Origin of the sequence: Roseivivax sediminis, assembly GCF_900112685.1 — a bacterium.
GTDB lineage: Bacteria > Pseudomonadota > Alphaproteobacteria > Rhodobacterales > Rhodobacteraceae > Roseivivax > Roseivivax sediminis.
The window spans coordinates 273,293-289,137 of sequence record NZ_FOMS01000005.1 but is presented as its reverse complement, the minus strand read 5'-3'; the positions used below and the strand labels follow the sequence as shown (position 1 = coordinate 289,137).

Here is a 15,845-nt window from a genome sequence, read left to right as displayed (position 1 = left end):
ACGCCGATCCTGTAAGCACCGTGGCGTGGAGGTGGTTAACCTCGTCATCGAGCCCCGGGTATGGATCTCGGATCCTTGGATTTCAGTCGCTCGCTGGGGATTTTGGCTCCGGCGGTAGGGATCGAACCTACGACCAATTGATTAACAGTCAACTGCTCTACCGCTGAGCTACGCCGGAACACGGGAGCGCATATAGCAAGGGTGCCGGGCGGGGTCCAGAGGGCCGCGGCGAGAAAGTCGAAGAAAATTAGACAGCCCTCAGAGTCGTGCGAAGCGAGCAGTCGGCGTCGGGTCGCCCTCGGGCACGATCAGGTTTCTCTGTGTCAGATCAATGAGATGAGCCAGGACATTGCGCTCGGCCGCGGGGAGCAGTGCGGTCGGCGTCTCGGTATAGATCGCCGCGGCGAGCGTCTGGGGCGTGGCTGGTCCCTCGGCGAGGGCCGACAGGATCGATGCCTCCCGGGCGCGGCGGTGGGCGAGGAGCCCGGCCAGCCGCGCCGCCGGTGACGTTACCGGAGCGCCGTGGCCGGGATGGAAGGTCGACCAAGGCCGGGCCGACAGCCGTTCGAGCGAGGCCATGAAGTCGGTCAGATCGCCGTCGGGCGGCGAGACCAGGGAACTGGCCCAGCCCATCACCAGGTCGCCGGTGAAGAGCGTATCGCTCCAGGCCAGGCACAGGTGATTGCCGAAATGGCCCGGCGTGTGCAGCGCCTCGAGCCGCCAGCCGGCGCCGGCGACGACCTCTCCATCGTTGAGCGTGCGGTCGGGAACGAAGTCCGCGTCGACCCCTTCGCCGCCACCTATCTCCGCCGTCGCGGCAAGGCGTTCCATCGCCGGGCTGCGGCCGGCCCGCGCATCCCCGAAGGCCAGGACCGGTGCGCCCGTGCGGCGGGCGAGCGGGCGCGCCAGCGGCGAATGGTCGAGATGCGCGTGGGTGACGAGGATCGCCGTGATCCGCTGGCCGGGTGCCAGTGCCCCGACGATCGCCGCGAGATGCGCCTCGTGCGCGGGGCCGGGGTCGATCACCGCGATCTCGGTGTCGCCCAGCAGATACGTGTTCGTGCCGCGCTGCGTCATCGGCCCGGGATTGGGTGCCACCAGGCGGGACAGGCCGGGGGCCAGGCGCTCGGGCGTCCCGTAAGCCGCTGTGGGGTCGGTGTGGGTCATCGGAGCCTTTCCTGGGGACCACGGGGCAGTTTCCTCCCGCCGCGCTTCGGCCTATGCCTAGCGCATGACCTTCGGTTGGCTCAAACGCTATGTGCCGCGCGGGATCTATGCGCGCGCCTTCCTGATACTCGTCGCCCCCGTGGTGGTGCTGCAGCTTGTCGTGTCTGTGGTGTTCATCCAGCGCCATTTCGAAGGCGTGACGGAGCAGCTTTCGGGCCAGCTCGCGCGGCAGGTCAACGCCGCGCTGGCGACGGAGCGGAGGTGGCTGCCGGACATGCTCGACCTGTCGCAGGTGAGCGTGACCGCAGAGGAGGTGCCGGCGCGGGACCTGCGCCGCTGGTGGGATTTCTCGGGCCGCGTCGTGATCCGCGAGTTGCGCGAGACGATTCCGGGCCTGCGGCGCGTGATCCTGCCGACCGACCAGGAGGCGATCCTCTATGTGCAGCGGGGGGGCGACACCTTCAGGTTCAGCTTCGACCGCGACCGGGTGTCGGCCTCGAATCCGCACCAATTGCTGGTCAACATGGTGGTCTTCGGCGCGCTGATGACCGCGATCGCCTATCTCTACCTGCGCAACCAGCTGCGTCCGATCACCCGTCTGGCGCAAGCGGCCGAGGCGTTCGGCCGTGGGCGCAACGTGCCCTATTCGCCCTCCGGTGCAACCGAGGTGCGCTCGGCCGGCGCCGCCTTTCTGGACATGCGCAACCGGATCGAACGCCAGATCGAACAGCGCACGCTGATGCTGTCGGGGATCAGCCACGACCTGCGCACGCCGCTGACCCGGCTGAGACTCGGCCTGTCGATGCTGGACGAGGAGGATGCCGGGCCGCTCCTGCGCGACGTCGACGACATGCAGCGGCTGGTCGACGCATTCCTGGAGTTCGCGCGCGACAATGCCGCGAGCGGACAGGCTGAGCCGACCGATCCCGTGACGCTCGTGCGCGCGGTGGTCGCGGATTCGGAACGTGAGGGCCACGTGGTCACGCTCGCTTTCGTGGAAGGGGACGGGACGGTGCCGCTTCGGCCGGTGGCGATCCGCCGGGCGATGGAGAACCTCATCGGCAACGCGGTGCGCTACGGCAGCCGGGCGGAGGTGTCGGTGCGTCTGTCGGACAAGTCGTTGCGCATCCGGATCGAGGATGACGGCCCCGGCATCGCCCCGGACCGGCGCGAGGACGCGCTGCGCCCGTTCGTGCGGCTCGATCCGGCGCGCAACCAGGATCGGGGGACGGGGGTTGGCCTCGGGCTGGCGATCGCCGCCGACATCGCCCGCGCCCATGGCGGCGTGCTGCGCCTCGGCGAGAGCGAGCGTCTGGGCGGGTTGCGGGCGGATATCGTCATCGCGCGGTAGGGCCTCGCGGTTGTGCGGAAGCCCGGCGGGCGGGGGGCTTGGCGGACGGAATCGAGTATTTGAGGCCCGAAGAAGCAGGAGCATGGCGCGAGGTGGGACGGCGTCCGGCTTCCTCGGCAGCCGAGCGCCCCTTGCGGGGGCGCGATCTCCGGGGGCCGACGGTGGCGGCGCGGGCGCGCGCTCAGACCGGTGGAGCGGCGGTGTCCTTGAGGAACTGTGCGAGGGCGGTCCGGTCGATCGGTTTCAGCAACCGTGGCAGGCCGAGGGCGGCGCAATCTCGGCGCAGCGCGTCGGAACGGTCGGCGGTGATGATCGCCGTGGGCACAGCGCCCCAGCGCTCGCGGATCGCCTGGTAGAGGGCGGTGCCGGGCCGCCCGGGGCCGAGCTGTTGGTCGATAAGGGCCGCGTCCGGCACGAGGTCGAGGTCGTCCAGCAGATCCAGCGCGCCGTCGGCGTCCTCGGCCTCGATCACGCTCACGCCCCAGCCTTCGACGAGCTGGACGAGGGCGCGGCGCAGGTCCGGGTCGTTCTCCACGAGGAGCACGATGAGGCCGGCATCGGCCAGCCCCGCGGGCCGCATCGGCCGCAGGCGGGGCGCGCCCGGACGGGCGCCGTGGCCCGCCACCGGAACGCTCACCATGAAGCACGAGCCGCGCCCGAGCTCGGAGCGCAGTCCCACCGGATGGCCCAGCCGGGCGCAGGCGCGCTCCACGATCGCCAGGCCAAGGCCGAGGCCGTCGTTGCGGCTGGCGCGCGCGTCGAGGCGGCGGAACTCCTCGAAGATGGCGCTCTGGTCGGCCTCGGCGATGCCTGGGCCGGTGTCGTGCACCTCGATCCGGGCGGCGCTGCCGCGGCGGCGCACGCCGACCAGCACGCGGCCGTGTGCGGTGTAGCGCACCGCGTTGGAGATGAGGTTCTGGATCACCCGTCGCAGGTAGGTCGGATCGCTCTCCACCCACAGCCCGGAGGGCACGACGGTCAGGCCGAGGCCCTTCTCTGCCGCCAGCACCTCCATCTGGTCGCGAAGGGGGGCGAGCAGTTCCTCAAGCGCGATGGGGCGGATGTCGAAGCTGAGCCGGTCGGATTCCAGCTTGGAGATGTCGAGAAGCGCCTCGATCAGCGCCTCGGCCGAGGTCAGCGCGCTTTCCGCCTTGCCCAACGTCGCCCGGTCGGTGCGATCCGAGAGCCGGTCCGACAACGAGGAGATCAGGAGCTTCGCCGCCGACAGGGGTTGCAGCAGATCGTGCGAGGCGGCGGCGACGAACCGGTTCTTGGAGGCGTTTGCGCGTTCGGCCGCGGCCAGCGCGTCCTCGAGGTCGAGCGTGCGCTCCATCACCCGGCTCTCCAGCGCCTCGTTCATGTCCGCCAGCCGCTGGGCCGCCTCGCGTTCCTGTGTCACGTCGGTCACCGACAGCACGAAGCCGCCGTCGGGCATGCCCTGGCCGAAGACGTCGAGCACCTGGCTCGTGGCCCGCCGCACCTCGAAGCGGATCGGTCCCGTTGCGCCGCGCCGGTCGGCCCAGCCCGAGAATTCGGCGCGGCCGATGCGACCGGTAAAGGCGAAATCCGGCGGCAGCCTGTCGAGCAGCGCGTCGAAACCCGCGCCGATGCGTAGAAATCGCGCCGAGATCGCAAGGAGCGTGCCGATCCGTTCGTTCCAGCCGACCAGCCGGCCTGCGCCGTCGAAGATCGCCACCCCCTGGTTGAGGTGATCGAGCGTGGCGCGGATCATCCGCGCCTGACTGTCCTTCAGCCGCGCGCGTTCCTGCCGCTCTATCTGCACGATGTCGGTCACGTCGGTCTGCACCACCACGGTGCCGCCGTTGCCCGTGCGGTGTTCGGAGACCTGCAGCCAGCGATTGCCGGTCAGTTCGACATTGAACATCACGTGCCGGTCGCGGTGGCGCCGCAGCCGTTCCACCGCCCAGTCTTCCGGTGTCACGCCCGGCGGCAGGGCCAGCGCGCGCGCGCGACTGACCTGGCGGACATAGTCGGCAAAGGCGAGACCGGGCGCGAGATCGCGCACCGAGTCGCGGAAATCCCGGCAGAAGCGCGCATTGCACATCACCAGCCGTTCTTCGGGATCGAAGAGCGCGAAGCCCTCGTTCAGCGTGCCGATGGCATCGGCGAGGTTGCGGCGCGCCGCTTCGGCCTCGTCGGTGGCCGCAGCGAGTCGCGCGTTGGAATCGTGCAGCAGGTCCAGCGTGCGCTCGAGTTCGCGGGTGCGTTCGCGCACCCGCTGCTCCAAGAGCGCGGCGCGCTCGAACTGGGCGTAGGCGGCGCCGGATTCCGCGGTCTGGTGTTCGACCCGGCGCATCAGCGCCTCGGCGATCTTCACCAGTTTCTCGTTCTGCCGGGCGAGGTCGTCGGAGGGATCGATCAGCGTCATGGCTCAGCCCTCGGGCGCGTAGATCGCGACGCCGGTCAGCGTCTGGTTGACGTGCAGGCTGCCGAATTGCTCGCCATAGGTGGAAAAGCCGGTGACGCGGTGGCGCGCGAGGATGCGGCTGATCGCGCGGGTCTGCTGGCTCTGTCCGGCCTCGATCCGGCGCAGGATGCAGTCGCAGCCGAGGATCCGTGCCGGCGGGCCGTCGCGGCCGAGGTCTGCCAGGCTGCGCTCGAGGTGCTCCGACATGTCACCGGGATGGGCGAGGGTGAGCACCATGCCCTCGTTGATCGCCGAGAAGAACACCAGCTCTCCGGCCTCGTTGACGCGCTGGATTGCGCGGACATGGTGGGTGTCCCCCAGCCGCACCGCCACCGGGTAGGCGGCGAAGACGAAGGGGTCGAGCTGGTGGGGATCCTTGCCCAGGAGCCGGGCATATTCGCGGGCAGCGGGTTCGGCGTTGATTTCCTGCACGACGCGGCGCTCGGGATCGGCGGCGGTCACCACCATGCGCGTCTCGGTCGGGACCAGGTGGTCGAGGCTGAATACCCGCACGGGGCAGCGCGAACGCACCAGTGTGACCAGCGCGGCGTCGCGCATCACCCGGCCGTTCAGGGCAAGCAGCGTCTCGCCGAAGCGCGTGCCGTCGCCGGCCGAGCCGCCGAAGAGCGGCATCGGGCCGAGCCCGCGCGAGAGCATCGCGGTCAGGTGCTCCTCGCGCATCGACAGACCGTCGACCAGCAGGAAGGCGAACTCGGCCGCCATGCCGGCGGCGCCGGGCCGCTCCGACAGTGCGCTGCGCCGCTGGATCAGCTCGTCGGTGACCCTCTCGTCCAGCGCCGAGAGCGGCGTGACGGGGTAGGCTGTTACCGCGAACAGGCCTGCGGGAAAGCCCACCGCGACGATCTGGTCCTCTTCGTAGCCGTCCGCACCGATCTCTCCGGCCGTGGTGCTGGCGATCACCTCGGCGTCACCGAAGAGCCCGGCGCAGTCCGCCGCGAGACCGGCGAAATCGGCCGAGGGCGCGGCGAAGAGGCAGACGAGCGCGAAGGGGCCGGGTCCGAGAGCGGCGGCCACGGCCCGTGCCGGGCGCTCGGCGGTGGCCGGGACCTGGGTGACGCAGAGGACATCGGCCCCGGGCGGGGCGGCGTCAGGTGCGGGGATTGCGGCCCGCGCGGTGCCCGGCGCGGGGTGGAACGCGGGACCGCTCTGAGCTCCATCCACGATTGTGCCTGTCCTCCCCTTGGCGGGATGAAACATAGGGACGTCAATCGCCGCTTGGCAAGACCCGCGCGAAACTTGCGTTCTGGGCGATCAAAACGGCCTGCGTGCGACTCTGGACGCCGAGCTTGCGCATGATCGCGGTGACATGCGCCTTGACCGTGGTTTCCGCGATCGACAACTCGTAGGCGATCTGCTTGTTGAGTTTGCCGGAGCAGATCAGCGCGAGGATGCGCGCCTGCTGGTTGGTCAGCGAGCCGAGCCGTGCGAGCGCGTCGGACTCCCCCTCGCCGTCGCCTTCGGGGTCGATGTAGCTTTCGGGGACGAAAACCTGGCCGGCGGTGACCGCTTCCACCGCGCGGCGGAACACGCCGCGCTGGGAATGCTTGGGCACGAAGCCGTTGGCCCCGGCCTTGAGCGCCTGACATATCATCCGGTTGTCGGCCATCGAGGACGCCACGAGGATCGCCGAACGCGGCGCCGCCTTGCGCAGCCGCACCAGCCCGTCGAGCCCGTTCACGTCCGGCAGGTTGAGGTCGAGCACGATGATGTCGGCGGGTTCAGCATCGGTGAGTGTCAGCGCCTGCTCGAGCGTGCCCGCCGTCTCGATCCGTTCGAACTCGGCGATAGAGGTCAATGTCAGGCTGAGCGCGTCGCAGAACAGCGGATGGTCGTCCACCACCAGAGCGGAAGACGGCACGAACGGGGCGGGAGATGCGGCGCTGCGGGTCATGGCGGAGGTCCGGTCCGGTCGAAGGCGTTCCCGGTCAGCCTACAGGCCCGGCGCGGCCCGGTCTCCTGTCGAAAGGTCTTAGCGCGATCGAGGCGCCAACCCCTCGCGCTCTCCGGAGTGCTTGATGCCCGAAGAAGCGGCGGAGCAGGGCGCACGGTCGGCCGGGGTGGGGCGGCAGCGGATGCCGCCGCCGCGCATGGGCCGGGTGGCTCAGTGCTCCTCGGCGAGTTGCTTCTTGGCCTCGAGGAGGCATTCCGCCATCTGGGCGCGGATCTCGTCGGGGCTGGACTTGTCGCCGAGATCGCCGGCGACCTTGCGCACGACGTCCTCGTGGCCGGCCTCCTCGAAATCGGCCTTCACCACCTCGCGAGCGTAGCTGTCGGCGGCCTCGCCGGACAGGCCCAGCTTCTCTGCGGCCCAGAGGCCGAGCAGCTTGTTGCGCCGTGCCTCGGCGCGGAACTTCATCTCCTCGTCATGGGCGAACTTGGCTTCGAATGCGTTTTCGCGGTCGTCGAACGTGGTCATGATACGGTCCCGGACAGATTGGCTCTCACCCGCAGCTATGCCGCTGCGCGCCGCACTGTGCAAGCCGGCGGGCGCGCTTGCGACACTGCGGCCCATGCACTAAAGGATGCGCGGGCGGGAGGCACCTGTTGCACCCATTCAACGAAAGGGCCGTCATGGCGCGTCGCAAGAAGATCTACGAAGGCAAGGCGAAGATTCTCTACGAGGGTCCGGAGCCCGGAACGCTCGTGCAGTACTTCAAGGACGACGCGACCGCCTTCAACGCCGAGAAGAAGGACGTGGTCGACGGCAAGGGCGTGCTCAACAACCGCCTCTCCGAGTTCTTCATGACCGGGCTGAACAACGTCGGCGTGCCGACGCATTTCATCCGCCGGCTGAACATGCGCGAGCAGCTCGTGCGCTCGTGCGAGATTATCCCGCTCGAGGTCGTGGTGCGCAACGTGGCGGCGGGATCGCTGTCCAAGCGGCTCGGCATCGAGGAGGGCACGGCGCTGCCCCGGCCGATCGTGGAATACTACTACAAGGACGACAAGCTCGGCGATCCGCTTGTCACCGAGGAGCACATCGCCGCCTTCAACTGGGCCAGCCAGCAGGACATGGACGACATCCTGAGCCTGGCGCTTCGGGTGAACGACTTCATGTCGGGCGTGATGATGGCGGTCGGGATCCGGCTCGTCGACTTCAAGATCGAGGTCGGCCGGCTCTTCGAGGGCGATTTCCAGCGGTTGATCGTGGCCGACGAGATCTCTCCGGACAGCTGCCGGCTGTGGGATGTGGAGACCGGGCAGAAGCTCGACAAGGACGTGTTCCGCCGCGACTTGGGGGACCTCGCCGACGCCTATACCGAGGTCGCGCGGCGGCTCGGTGTGATGCCGAAGAATTCCCAGCCGATCACCAAGCCGACGCTCATCAATTGAAAGCGAAAGACGGACGGCAACGTCCGGTATCTGGCGACATGGACCGGGAAGCGGCAGGGGCGTTGAACGCGGCGCGGGATGGCCGGCCTGCGTGGGGGCCGGCCCCCACACCCCCGGAGTACTTGGAACGAGAAGAAGACAGGGGCAGAGGCCCGCGGAGCCGGGCGCACCGAGGAGAGAGGCGATGAAGGCACGGGTGCATGTGATGCTGAAGGACGGCGTTCTCGATCCGCAGGGCGAGGCGGTGCGCCACGCGCTGGGGGCGATGGGCTTCGACGGCGTCGAGGGCGTGCGGCAGGGCAAGGTGATCGAGCTCGAGCTCGCCGACGGCACGCCCGAGGCGCGCATCGAGGAGATGTGCCAGCGCCTTCTGGCCAACACGGTGATCGAGAGCTACCGGATCGAGACCCTGTGATGCGTGCCGCCGTCATCGTCTTTCCCGGATCGAACTGCGACCGCGATCTCGCCGTGGCGCTGAAGGCCGCCGGCATCGAGACCGAGATGGTCTGGCACAAGGACACCGCGCTGCCTTCGGGCACCGACCTCGTGGCGGTGCCGGGCGGGTTTTCCTACGGCGACTACCTGCGCTGCGGCGCGATCGCGGCGACCTCGCCGGTGATCGGCGCGGTGAAGGCCCATGCCGAGCGCGGCGGATATGTTCTCGGCATCTGCAACGGCTTCCAGATCCTGACCGAGACCGGGATGCTGCCCGGTGCGCTGCTGCGCAATGCCGGGCTGAAATATATCTGCCGTACCGTGCCCCTGCGGGTGGCCACGACGGAGAGCCTCTATACCGCGGGCTACGCGGTGGGCGACACGATCCGCGTGCCGATTGCCCATCACGACGGCAATTACATCGCCGACGAGGCCACGTTGGAGCGGTTGGCCGGCGAGGATCGCGTCGCCTTTACCTACGAGGGCAATCCCAACGGGTCGGTGCAGGACATCGCGGGGATCCTGTCGGAGAATCGCCGTGTCCTCGGAATGATGCCGCATCCCGAGCGCGCCGCCGATCCCGCCCAGGGCGGCACCGACGGTGCGGCGCTCTTTGCACATCTGGCGCGTGCATTGGATCTCGCCTGACTTGCCGCCGTTTTCCGCCGTGCCTAGGGTGGGTCCATGTCCGACGCGCCTGAGACGAGCGAGGAGACATCCGGACCCGGACCGCTGAGCTGGCGTGTCCGGACGGCGCTGCTTGTCCTCTTCGTGGCGGCGGTCGCGACGGTGTGGGTGACCAACAAGCTCTTGACCCAGCGGTTCACCGAGACCACCCGCAACCGGGCGGAGCTGCGGCTCGCACTCTATTCGGGGAACCTGCTGTCCGAGATCCGGCGCAACGCCATCGTGCCGCAGCTCCTGGCGCTCGACCAGTCGTTGATCGGGGCGCTGCAGACCGGCGAATACGTGCAAAGCTCCCAGCGGCTGATCTTCTATGCCGAACAGATCGGCGGTGCCTCGCTCATGCTGCTCGACAATGACGGGCGCACGGTTGCCGCGACCGACCGCAACCGTCTGGGTGAAGGGCACCGCCAGGCGCCCTATTTCGTCGATGCGATGCGCTCCAATGCCACGGTTTTCACCACGCGGCAGCGCGAGACCGGCGATTTCAGCTTCTTCTATTCGCGGCGGGTCGAGGCGGGGGGCACCGCGCTCGGCGTGATCCTGGTGGAGCTCGACCTGTCGAAGTTCGAACGGGCCTGGGCGGGGATCTCGGACGCGGTGCTGGTGACCAATTCCGAGGGGCAGATCATCCTCGCCACGGAGCCGCGCTGGCGCGGCCTGCAGGTGAGCGAGGCGCTGGAGCGTCAGCCGCCGGGATCGGCGATCGAGCGCGCGATCCAGGCCACCGCCGACTGGACGGCCGTCACCGCCGACGCCTACCTGCGCGGCGAAGCTGTGATGCGCATCGACGGGCGCATCCCGTTCCGCGGCTGGTCGATCAGCTCCTTCACCACCTATGCCTCGGTGCGCGAAAGAGTGAACGCGGTGCTGGCGCTGGAGATCATGGTCTTCGCGCTTCTGGCCGCGCTCGCCTTCTACGCGCTGTCGCGCAGGACGGCGCTGCGCATGGCCTTGTTCCAGCGCGAGAGCGCGGAACTGCGCCGACTCAACGCGCGGCTGCAGCGGGAGATCGCGGAGCGCGAGAGGGTGCAGGAGAACCTCGCCGTGGCCGAGCAGACGCTGGAGCAGAGCTCCAAGCTCGCCGCGCTGGGGGAGATGTCGGCGGCGGTCAGCCACGAGCTCAACCAACCGCTGGCGGCGATGAAGACGTATCTTGCGGGGGCGCGGCTCCTCTTGCGGCGCAACCGGCCCGAAGAGGCGCAGACCGCTTTCCATCGCATCGACGATCTGATCGAGCGAATGGGCGCGATCACCCGGCAGCTGAAATCCTATGCGCGAAAAGGCGCCGACGAGCTGAGCCCCGTAGACATGGGCGAGGCGCTCGCCTCGGCGCTGTCGATGATGGAGCCACAATTGAAGGTGCGGAAGGTCCGGATCAGCCGGATCACACCCGATCACCCGGTGCGCGTGATGGGCGACCGGATGCGGATCGAGCAGGTGCTGGTGAACCTTCTGCGCAACGCGCTCGACGCCACCAAGAGCGTGCGCAACCCCGAGATCGAGGTGCTTCTGGCCGAGGGCGAGACGGCGACGCTGTCGGTGCGCGACAACGGCCACGGGATCGAGGATCTCGACGCCCTGTTCGAGCCCTTCTACACCACCAAGCAGCCCGGCGACGGCACCGGACTCGGCCTTGCAATTTCGTCCGGGATCGTCGCAGACCTGGGCGGTCGCCTCACCGCGCGGAACGCGGAGGGGGGTGGCGCAGTTTTCGAGATGCAGCTGCCGATCCTGAAAGAAGAAGACAAACAAGCCGCGGAGTGATGCGCGATGGCGAAGGCCATGAAGATTGCGATCGTCGACGACGAAAAGGACATGCGCCAGTCGATCAGCCAGTGGCTGGCCCTGTCGGGATACGACACCGAGAGCTTTTCCAGCGCGGAAGAGGCGCTGACGGGCCTGTCCCCGGATTATCCCGGCATCGTCATCTCGGACATCAAGATGCCGGGTATGGACGGCATCCAGTTCCTCAAGAAGCTGATGGGCGTGGACAGCGCGCTGCCGGTGATCATGATCACCGGTCACGGCGACGTGCCGATGGCGGTGGAGGCGATGCGCATCGGCGCTTTCGATTTCCTCGAAAAGCCGTTCAACCCCGACCGGATGTCCGAACTGGCCAAGAAGGCCACCGCCGCCCGGCGCCTGACGCTCGACAATCGCCAGCTCCGCAAGGAGTTGTCGGACGGCACGCAGATCATGCAGAAGCTGATCGGCTCCTCCCCGGCGATGGAGCGGCTGCGCGAGGACATCCTCGACCTCGGCCAGGCCGACGGGCACGTTCTCATCGACGGCGAGACCGGGACCGGCAAGACGCTCGTGGCGCACGCGCTGCATGCGGTCGGCAGCCGGGCGGGCAAGAAGTTCGTGCTGCTGCCCTGCGCCGCGATGGACGAGACGACCCTGCTCAAGCGGCTCTTCGGGCCGGTGGAAGAAGGCGACCCGCAATTGCCGGCGATCGAGGAGGCACGCGGCGGCACGCTGGTGCTCGAGGATATCGAGGCGCTGTCGGACCACGCGCAGGCGCGCCTGCAATCGGTGATCAATGACCAGGGCAACCCGCCCGAGACCCGCATCGTCGCCATCTGCAACCTGCAGGACGAGGGCAAGACCTGCGAAACGGCGCTTCGGTCGGACCTGTTCTACCGGCTGGCAGCCCTGCGGATCACCGTTCCGCCGCTGCGCCAGCGCGGCGAGGATATCCTGACGCTCTTCACGCGCCTTTCGGAGCAATACGCCGACGAATACGGCTGCGAGGCGCCCGAAGTGTCCGCCCAAGAGGCGGCGCAGCTGCTGCAGGCGCCGTGGCCGGGCAACGTGCGCCAACTCATCAACCTGGCCGAGCGCGCGACGCTGCAGTCGCGGCGCGGCACGGGGACCATCGCGTCGCTCCTGATGAACGACCATGAAGAGATGAAGCCGGTGATGACCACCGAGGGCAAGCCGCTCAAGGAATACGTGGAGGCGTTCGAGCGCATGCTCATCGACAACACGATGCGGCGCCACAAGGGGTCGATTTCCGCGGTGATGGAAGAGCTGTGCCTTCCGCGCCGGACGCTCAATGAGAAGATGGCGAAGTACGGGCTGCAGCGCTCGGACTATCTCTGATCCGGCGGTGCGCGCTGCCGCGCGCGCACCATGTTTGGGGGAGGCCCCCCAAACCCCCAGGCGAGGGCGCTGCCCTCGCGCTCCCGGAGTATTTCTCGGCCCAAAGAAGCAGCAGGGGTACGGGAAGGAGGGCCGAAGGCCTCCGGTGCGGGTTACTGCATCTGGGAGTGGACCGCGTTGAGCGCTTGCTGGTCGATCTCGACGCCTGCGCGGGTCTGGATGTCGGCTGCGAGCGCCTGGAAGAGCTGGCTCGCGACGTCGCCGGCGGCCTGCTGGCGCAGACGGTCGGCGATGCGCTGCGCTTCGGCACTGTCCATGTCCGCGGGCACGATGGCGTCGAGCCGGGCGATGGCGACGCGGCCCTGGCCTGGCAGGACCGCGATATCGCCCTCGGCAAGCTCGAAGATATCGGTGACGGCGCCAGAGGGCAGGGCGTCGACCGAGGTGCTGCGCGACACCGCCTCGAGCGTCCGGGGCTCGAGGTCGGCGGCCTCGAAGCTCTGGCCGCTCCGCAGGCGGTCGGCGACGGTGTCGGCGCGGCCCGACAGCGCCTCGGTCACGCGCGCCCGGGTCCAGCCGGTGCGCACGCGGTCGCGAACCTCGTCGAACGGCCGGGGCGCCTCCGGAAGGACCTCGTCCACGCGGATGGCGAAGAGTCCGCCATCGCCGGTTTCCTCGATCTGCGGGTAGTCGCCCGGAACCATGTCGCCGGCCGCTTCGGAGAAGGCGGGATAGGCGGCAATGCCGTCGCCGTTCTGGCCGGCCCAGTCGATCTCTCCGATCTGCATGTCGGTCTCGGCCGCGAGATCCTCGAGCGTGGCGCCGCCGGCGAGGCGGTTGTCGAGATCCTCGGCCTGTCTTTCGATGACGCGCCGGGCCTCGTCGAGGACGAGGCTGTCGCGGAGCGCGGGGACAGCCTCCTCGAACGGGGTTTCCTGCGCGGCAAGCTGCGCGTTCACGCGGTAGAGGGCGGACCCGGTTGGCGCGGGGGCGGGCCCGGCGACCTCGCCGGTGCCGGCGTTGAAGACGGCATCCGCCGCGCCGCCGAGGTCGTCGCGGGTGACCACGCCGAGGTCGACATCGGCCAGTGCGAGGCCGCGGCCCTCCACCAGTCCTTCGAAGTCGATCTCGCCCGACTCGATGCGGGACGCGGCCTCGGCGGCGGCCTCCTCGGAGGAGAAGACCAGCCGTTCGACCATGCGCCGCTCGGGAAGCACAAATTCGGACGTGCGTTCCTCGTAGGCCTCGCGCAGCCGCTCTTCGGAGATCTCCACCGTTTCGGCGAGCATGTCGGGCGTGAGCCAGGCATAGGTGATGCGCTTGGTCTCGGGGCGCGTATAGCTGTCGATATTGGCCTCGTAATAGGCCTGCAGGTCCTCTTCGGTGGGTTCGGGCACGGACGATTGCAGGTCGTCCTCGTCGAGCATCGCCCAGGTGAAATCGCGCGTCTCGGCGGCGTAGGCGACGATGGTGTCGACATAGGTGTCGGGCATCCGGTTGCCGGCGGCGACGGCCGCGCGCATCAGCGAACGGGCGCTTTCGGCGCGCAGATCCGCCTCGAACTCGGATTCGCTGAGGCCGGCGTTCTGTAGCGCATAGGCGTAGGCGTCGCGGTCGAAATTGCCGTCCGGGCCCTGGAAGGCGCCGATGCGGCGCAGCTCCTGGGCGAGGATCTCGTCGCCCACCGACAGCCCGATGCGGCCGGCTTCCCAGTCGAGCGCGGCCTCGGTCACGAGCTGGCCGAGGATCTGCCGGTCGATTCCCGCGGCCTGCAAGTCGGCGACAGAGACCGGCGCGCCGCGTTGCTGCTGCATCTGCGCGACGCGGTTCTGCAGCGCGCGGGAATAGGCGTCGACCTCGATCTCCTCGTCGCCGACGGCGCCGACGCTGCGGACATTGCCCGACAGGTTGGTGGCCCCGAAGCCGATGAGGCCCAGGAACAGCAGGCCCATCAGCACCCAGATGAAGGCCTTCGAGAGGCCCTTGGCCTTCAATGCCATGCGGTATCCTTCCTGCCGGACTGCGCGTCGATCCGGGCGATCTCTATGCGGGGGCGGCGCCGCTCGCAAGGGGGCGGTCGAGCGCGGTGAGGCGGGCGAAGAGCTCTGCGATCTGGTCCGCGTCGACATTGGCGAAGGCGATGCGGATCTGGCGTGCGCCCGCCGGGTCGCCTTCGGGCATGAACATGGTGCCGGGCAGGCAGAGGATGCCGGCCTCGGCCACCAGGTCGCGGGCGAGCGCCTCGGACGGCGCGGCGAAGGGATGTTCGAGATAGGCGAAATAGGCGCCGAGCCCCATCAGCCGCCAGCCCTTCGCGGCGAGCTGCGGCATGTGCGCCTCGATCGCGGCGCGGCGGGCGAGGATCTCGTCCCGTTCCCCGGCGACCCACTGGCCGAGGTTGCGAAGCCCCCAGAGCGCGGCGATCTGCCCGAGCTGCGGGGCGCAGATGGCCACGGTGTCGAGGAATTTCTCAACCTCCGACAGGAGGGTCGGGTCCGCTATGATGGCGCCGGTGCGGTGGCCGGTGAGGCGGTAGGCCTTGGAGAAGGAATAGAGCTGGACGAGATGCGGGTCGGGGCCGCCGGCGCGCAGATCGTGCGGCGCGCCGGGGCGGCTGTCGAAGTCGCGGTAGGTCTCGTCGACAATGAGGGTCAGGTCGTGTTCCGCGGCGAGATCGCGGAAGGCTCGGAGCGTTTCGGCGGGGTATTCGACGCCGCCGGGATTGTTTGGCGTGACCAGCGCGATGGCGCGGGTCTTCGGGGTGATGAGCGCACGCGCGGCCTCGGCGTCGGGGATCAGGTCGGCGCCGGTGGCGAGCGGGATCGCGGCCACCCCCGACATGTCGAGCCACATCTTGTGGTTGAAGTACCACGGGGTCGGCAGGATGACCTCGTCGCCCTCGGTCGTGAGGGCCGCGATCACGGCGGCGAAGGCCTGGTTGCAGCCGGCGGTAATGGCGATCTCGTCCGCGCTGACCGCGCTGACCGCGCCGCCGTAATGGCGGGCCCATGTCGCGGCGAGTTCCTCGCGCAGGGCCGGCAGGCCGAGGACGGGGCCGTAGAGATGGGTGGCCGGGTCCGACAGCGCCTCGGCCATGGCGGCGCGCAGGGGTTCGGGCGGCGGGTCGACCGGCGCGGCCTGGCTGACGTTGAGGAGCGGGCGCCCGGGCGGGTGGCTCACGCCGTCGAGCCAGCGGCGGGCCTCCATCACGGGCGGGCGGAAGGTGGTGGCGGTGCGGCTGGTCATGGCGTCACGCGGGGTTGAGGGGACGGGACCGGGGCGCTGCCCCGGACCCCGGGATATTTCCGGGCAGATGAA

13 protein-coding genes and 1 tRNA gene are annotated in these 15,845 nt (G+C 69.1%); 6 read left to right on the top strand and 8 right to left on the bottom strand.

From position 1 onward, the window contains the following. Positions 1–103 precede the first annotated feature (103 nt). Together F3H57_RS10230 and F3H57_RS10225 are read right to left on the bottom strand one after the other, a co-directional pair. A tRNA-Asn gene (locus tag F3H57_RS10230) sits at positions 104–178 on the bottom strand. 80 nt (positions 179–258) lie between these two features. Then, a complete protein-coding gene (locus F3H57_RS10225) occupies positions 259–1,167 on the bottom strand; it encodes an MBL fold metallo-hydrolase (RefSeq protein ID WP_149755799.1) in 909 nt (302 codons plus the stop codon). A 64-nt stretch (positions 1,168–1,231) separates the two neighbouring features. Between F3H57_RS10225 and F3H57_RS10220 the strand changes: the two genes are divergently transcribed. Beyond that, positions 1,232–2,518 (top strand): ATP-binding protein, encoded by a 1,287-nt coding sequence (locus F3H57_RS10220; protein ID WP_149755798.1) that lies wholly within the window; start codon positions 1,232–1,234, stop codon positions 2,516–2,518. A gap of 181 nt (positions 2,519–2,699) precedes the next feature. Here the strand turns inward: F3H57_RS10220 and F3H57_RS10215 are convergent, their stop codons facing one another. The 4 genes from F3H57_RS10215 to F3H57_RS10200 form a co-directional block, all read right to left on the bottom strand. Continuing rightward, positions 2,700–4,907, bottom strand: coding sequence for a hybrid sensor histidine kinase/response regulator (locus F3H57_RS10215; protein ID WP_149755797.1), 2,208 nt, complete (start codon positions 4,905–4,907; stop codon positions 2,700–2,702). Between the two features lie 3 nt (positions 4,908–4,910). Next, positions 4,911–6,128 carry an FIST N-terminal domain-containing protein gene (locus F3H57_RS10210; RefSeq protein ID WP_223163037.1) on the bottom strand — a complete coding sequence of 406 codons (1,218 nt, stop codon included), beginning with the start codon at positions 6,126–6,128 and terminating at the stop codon, positions 4,911–4,913. 43 nt (positions 6,129–6,171) lie between these two features. Continuing rightward, positions 6,172–6,858: a response regulator gene (locus tag F3H57_RS10205; protein ID WP_149755795.1), complete on the bottom strand. Its 687-nt coding sequence runs from the start codon at positions 6,856–6,858 to the stop codon at positions 6,172–6,174. A 210-nt stretch (positions 6,859–7,068) separates the two neighbouring features. Continuing rightward, the gene (locus F3H57_RS10200; RefSeq protein WP_149755794.1) at positions 7,069–7,383 is read right to left on the bottom strand and encodes a DUF1476 domain-containing protein; all 315 of its coding nucleotides are present in this window, start codon (positions 7,381–7,383) and stop codon (positions 7,069–7,071) included. Between the two features lie 155 nt (positions 7,384–7,538). Here F3H57_RS10200 and purC point away from each other — a divergent pair, with 155 nt between their 5' ends. From purC to F3H57_RS10175, 5 genes are all read left to right on the top strand, one after another. After that, positions 7,539–8,300 (top strand): phosphoribosylaminoimidazolesuccinocarboxamide synthase, encoded by a 762-nt coding sequence (gene purC, locus F3H57_RS10195; protein WP_149755793.1) that lies wholly within the window; start codon positions 7,539–7,541, stop codon positions 8,298–8,300. A 184-nt stretch (positions 8,301–8,484) separates the two neighbouring features. Continuing rightward, entirely contained in the window at positions 8,485–8,715 is a 231-nt protein-coding gene (gene purS / locus F3H57_RS10190; RefSeq protein ID WP_149755792.1) for a phosphoribosylformylglycinamidine synthase subunit PurS, read from the top strand. Beyond that, positions 8,715–9,383, top strand: a complete 669-nt coding sequence (gene purQ / locus F3H57_RS10185) for a phosphoribosylformylglycinamidine synthase subunit PurQ (protein ID WP_149755791.1) — start codon at positions 8,715–8,717, stop codon at positions 9,381–9,383. Before purS ends, purQ begins: the two co-directional genes overlap by 1 nt. A 36-nt stretch (positions 9,384–9,419) precedes the next feature. Further along, on the top strand, positions 9,420–11,186 hold the full coding sequence (locus tag F3H57_RS10180; protein ID WP_149755790.1) for a sensor histidine kinase: 1,767 nt from the start codon (positions 9,420–9,422) through the stop codon (positions 11,184–11,186). Between the two features lie 6 nt (positions 11,187–11,192). Further along, positions 11,193–12,527 carry a sigma-54-dependent transcriptional regulator gene (locus tag F3H57_RS10175; RefSeq protein ID WP_149755789.1) on the top strand — a complete coding sequence of 445 codons (1,335 nt, stop codon included), beginning with the start codon at positions 11,193–11,195 and terminating at the stop codon, positions 12,525–12,527. 152 nt (positions 12,528–12,679) lie between these two features. Here F3H57_RS10175 and F3H57_RS10170 read toward each other — a convergent pair whose 3' ends face one another. Beyond that, positions 12,680–14,527, bottom strand: coding sequence for a peptidyl-prolyl cis-trans isomerase (locus F3H57_RS10170; RefSeq protein WP_149755788.1), 1,848 nt, complete (start codon positions 14,525–14,527; stop codon positions 12,680–12,682). Between the two features lie 43 nt (positions 14,528–14,570). Next, entirely contained in the window at positions 14,571–15,773 is a 1,203-nt protein-coding gene (locus F3H57_RS10165) for an aminotransferase (protein ID WP_149755787.1), read from the bottom strand. Positions 15,774–15,845 lie beyond the last annotated feature (72 nt).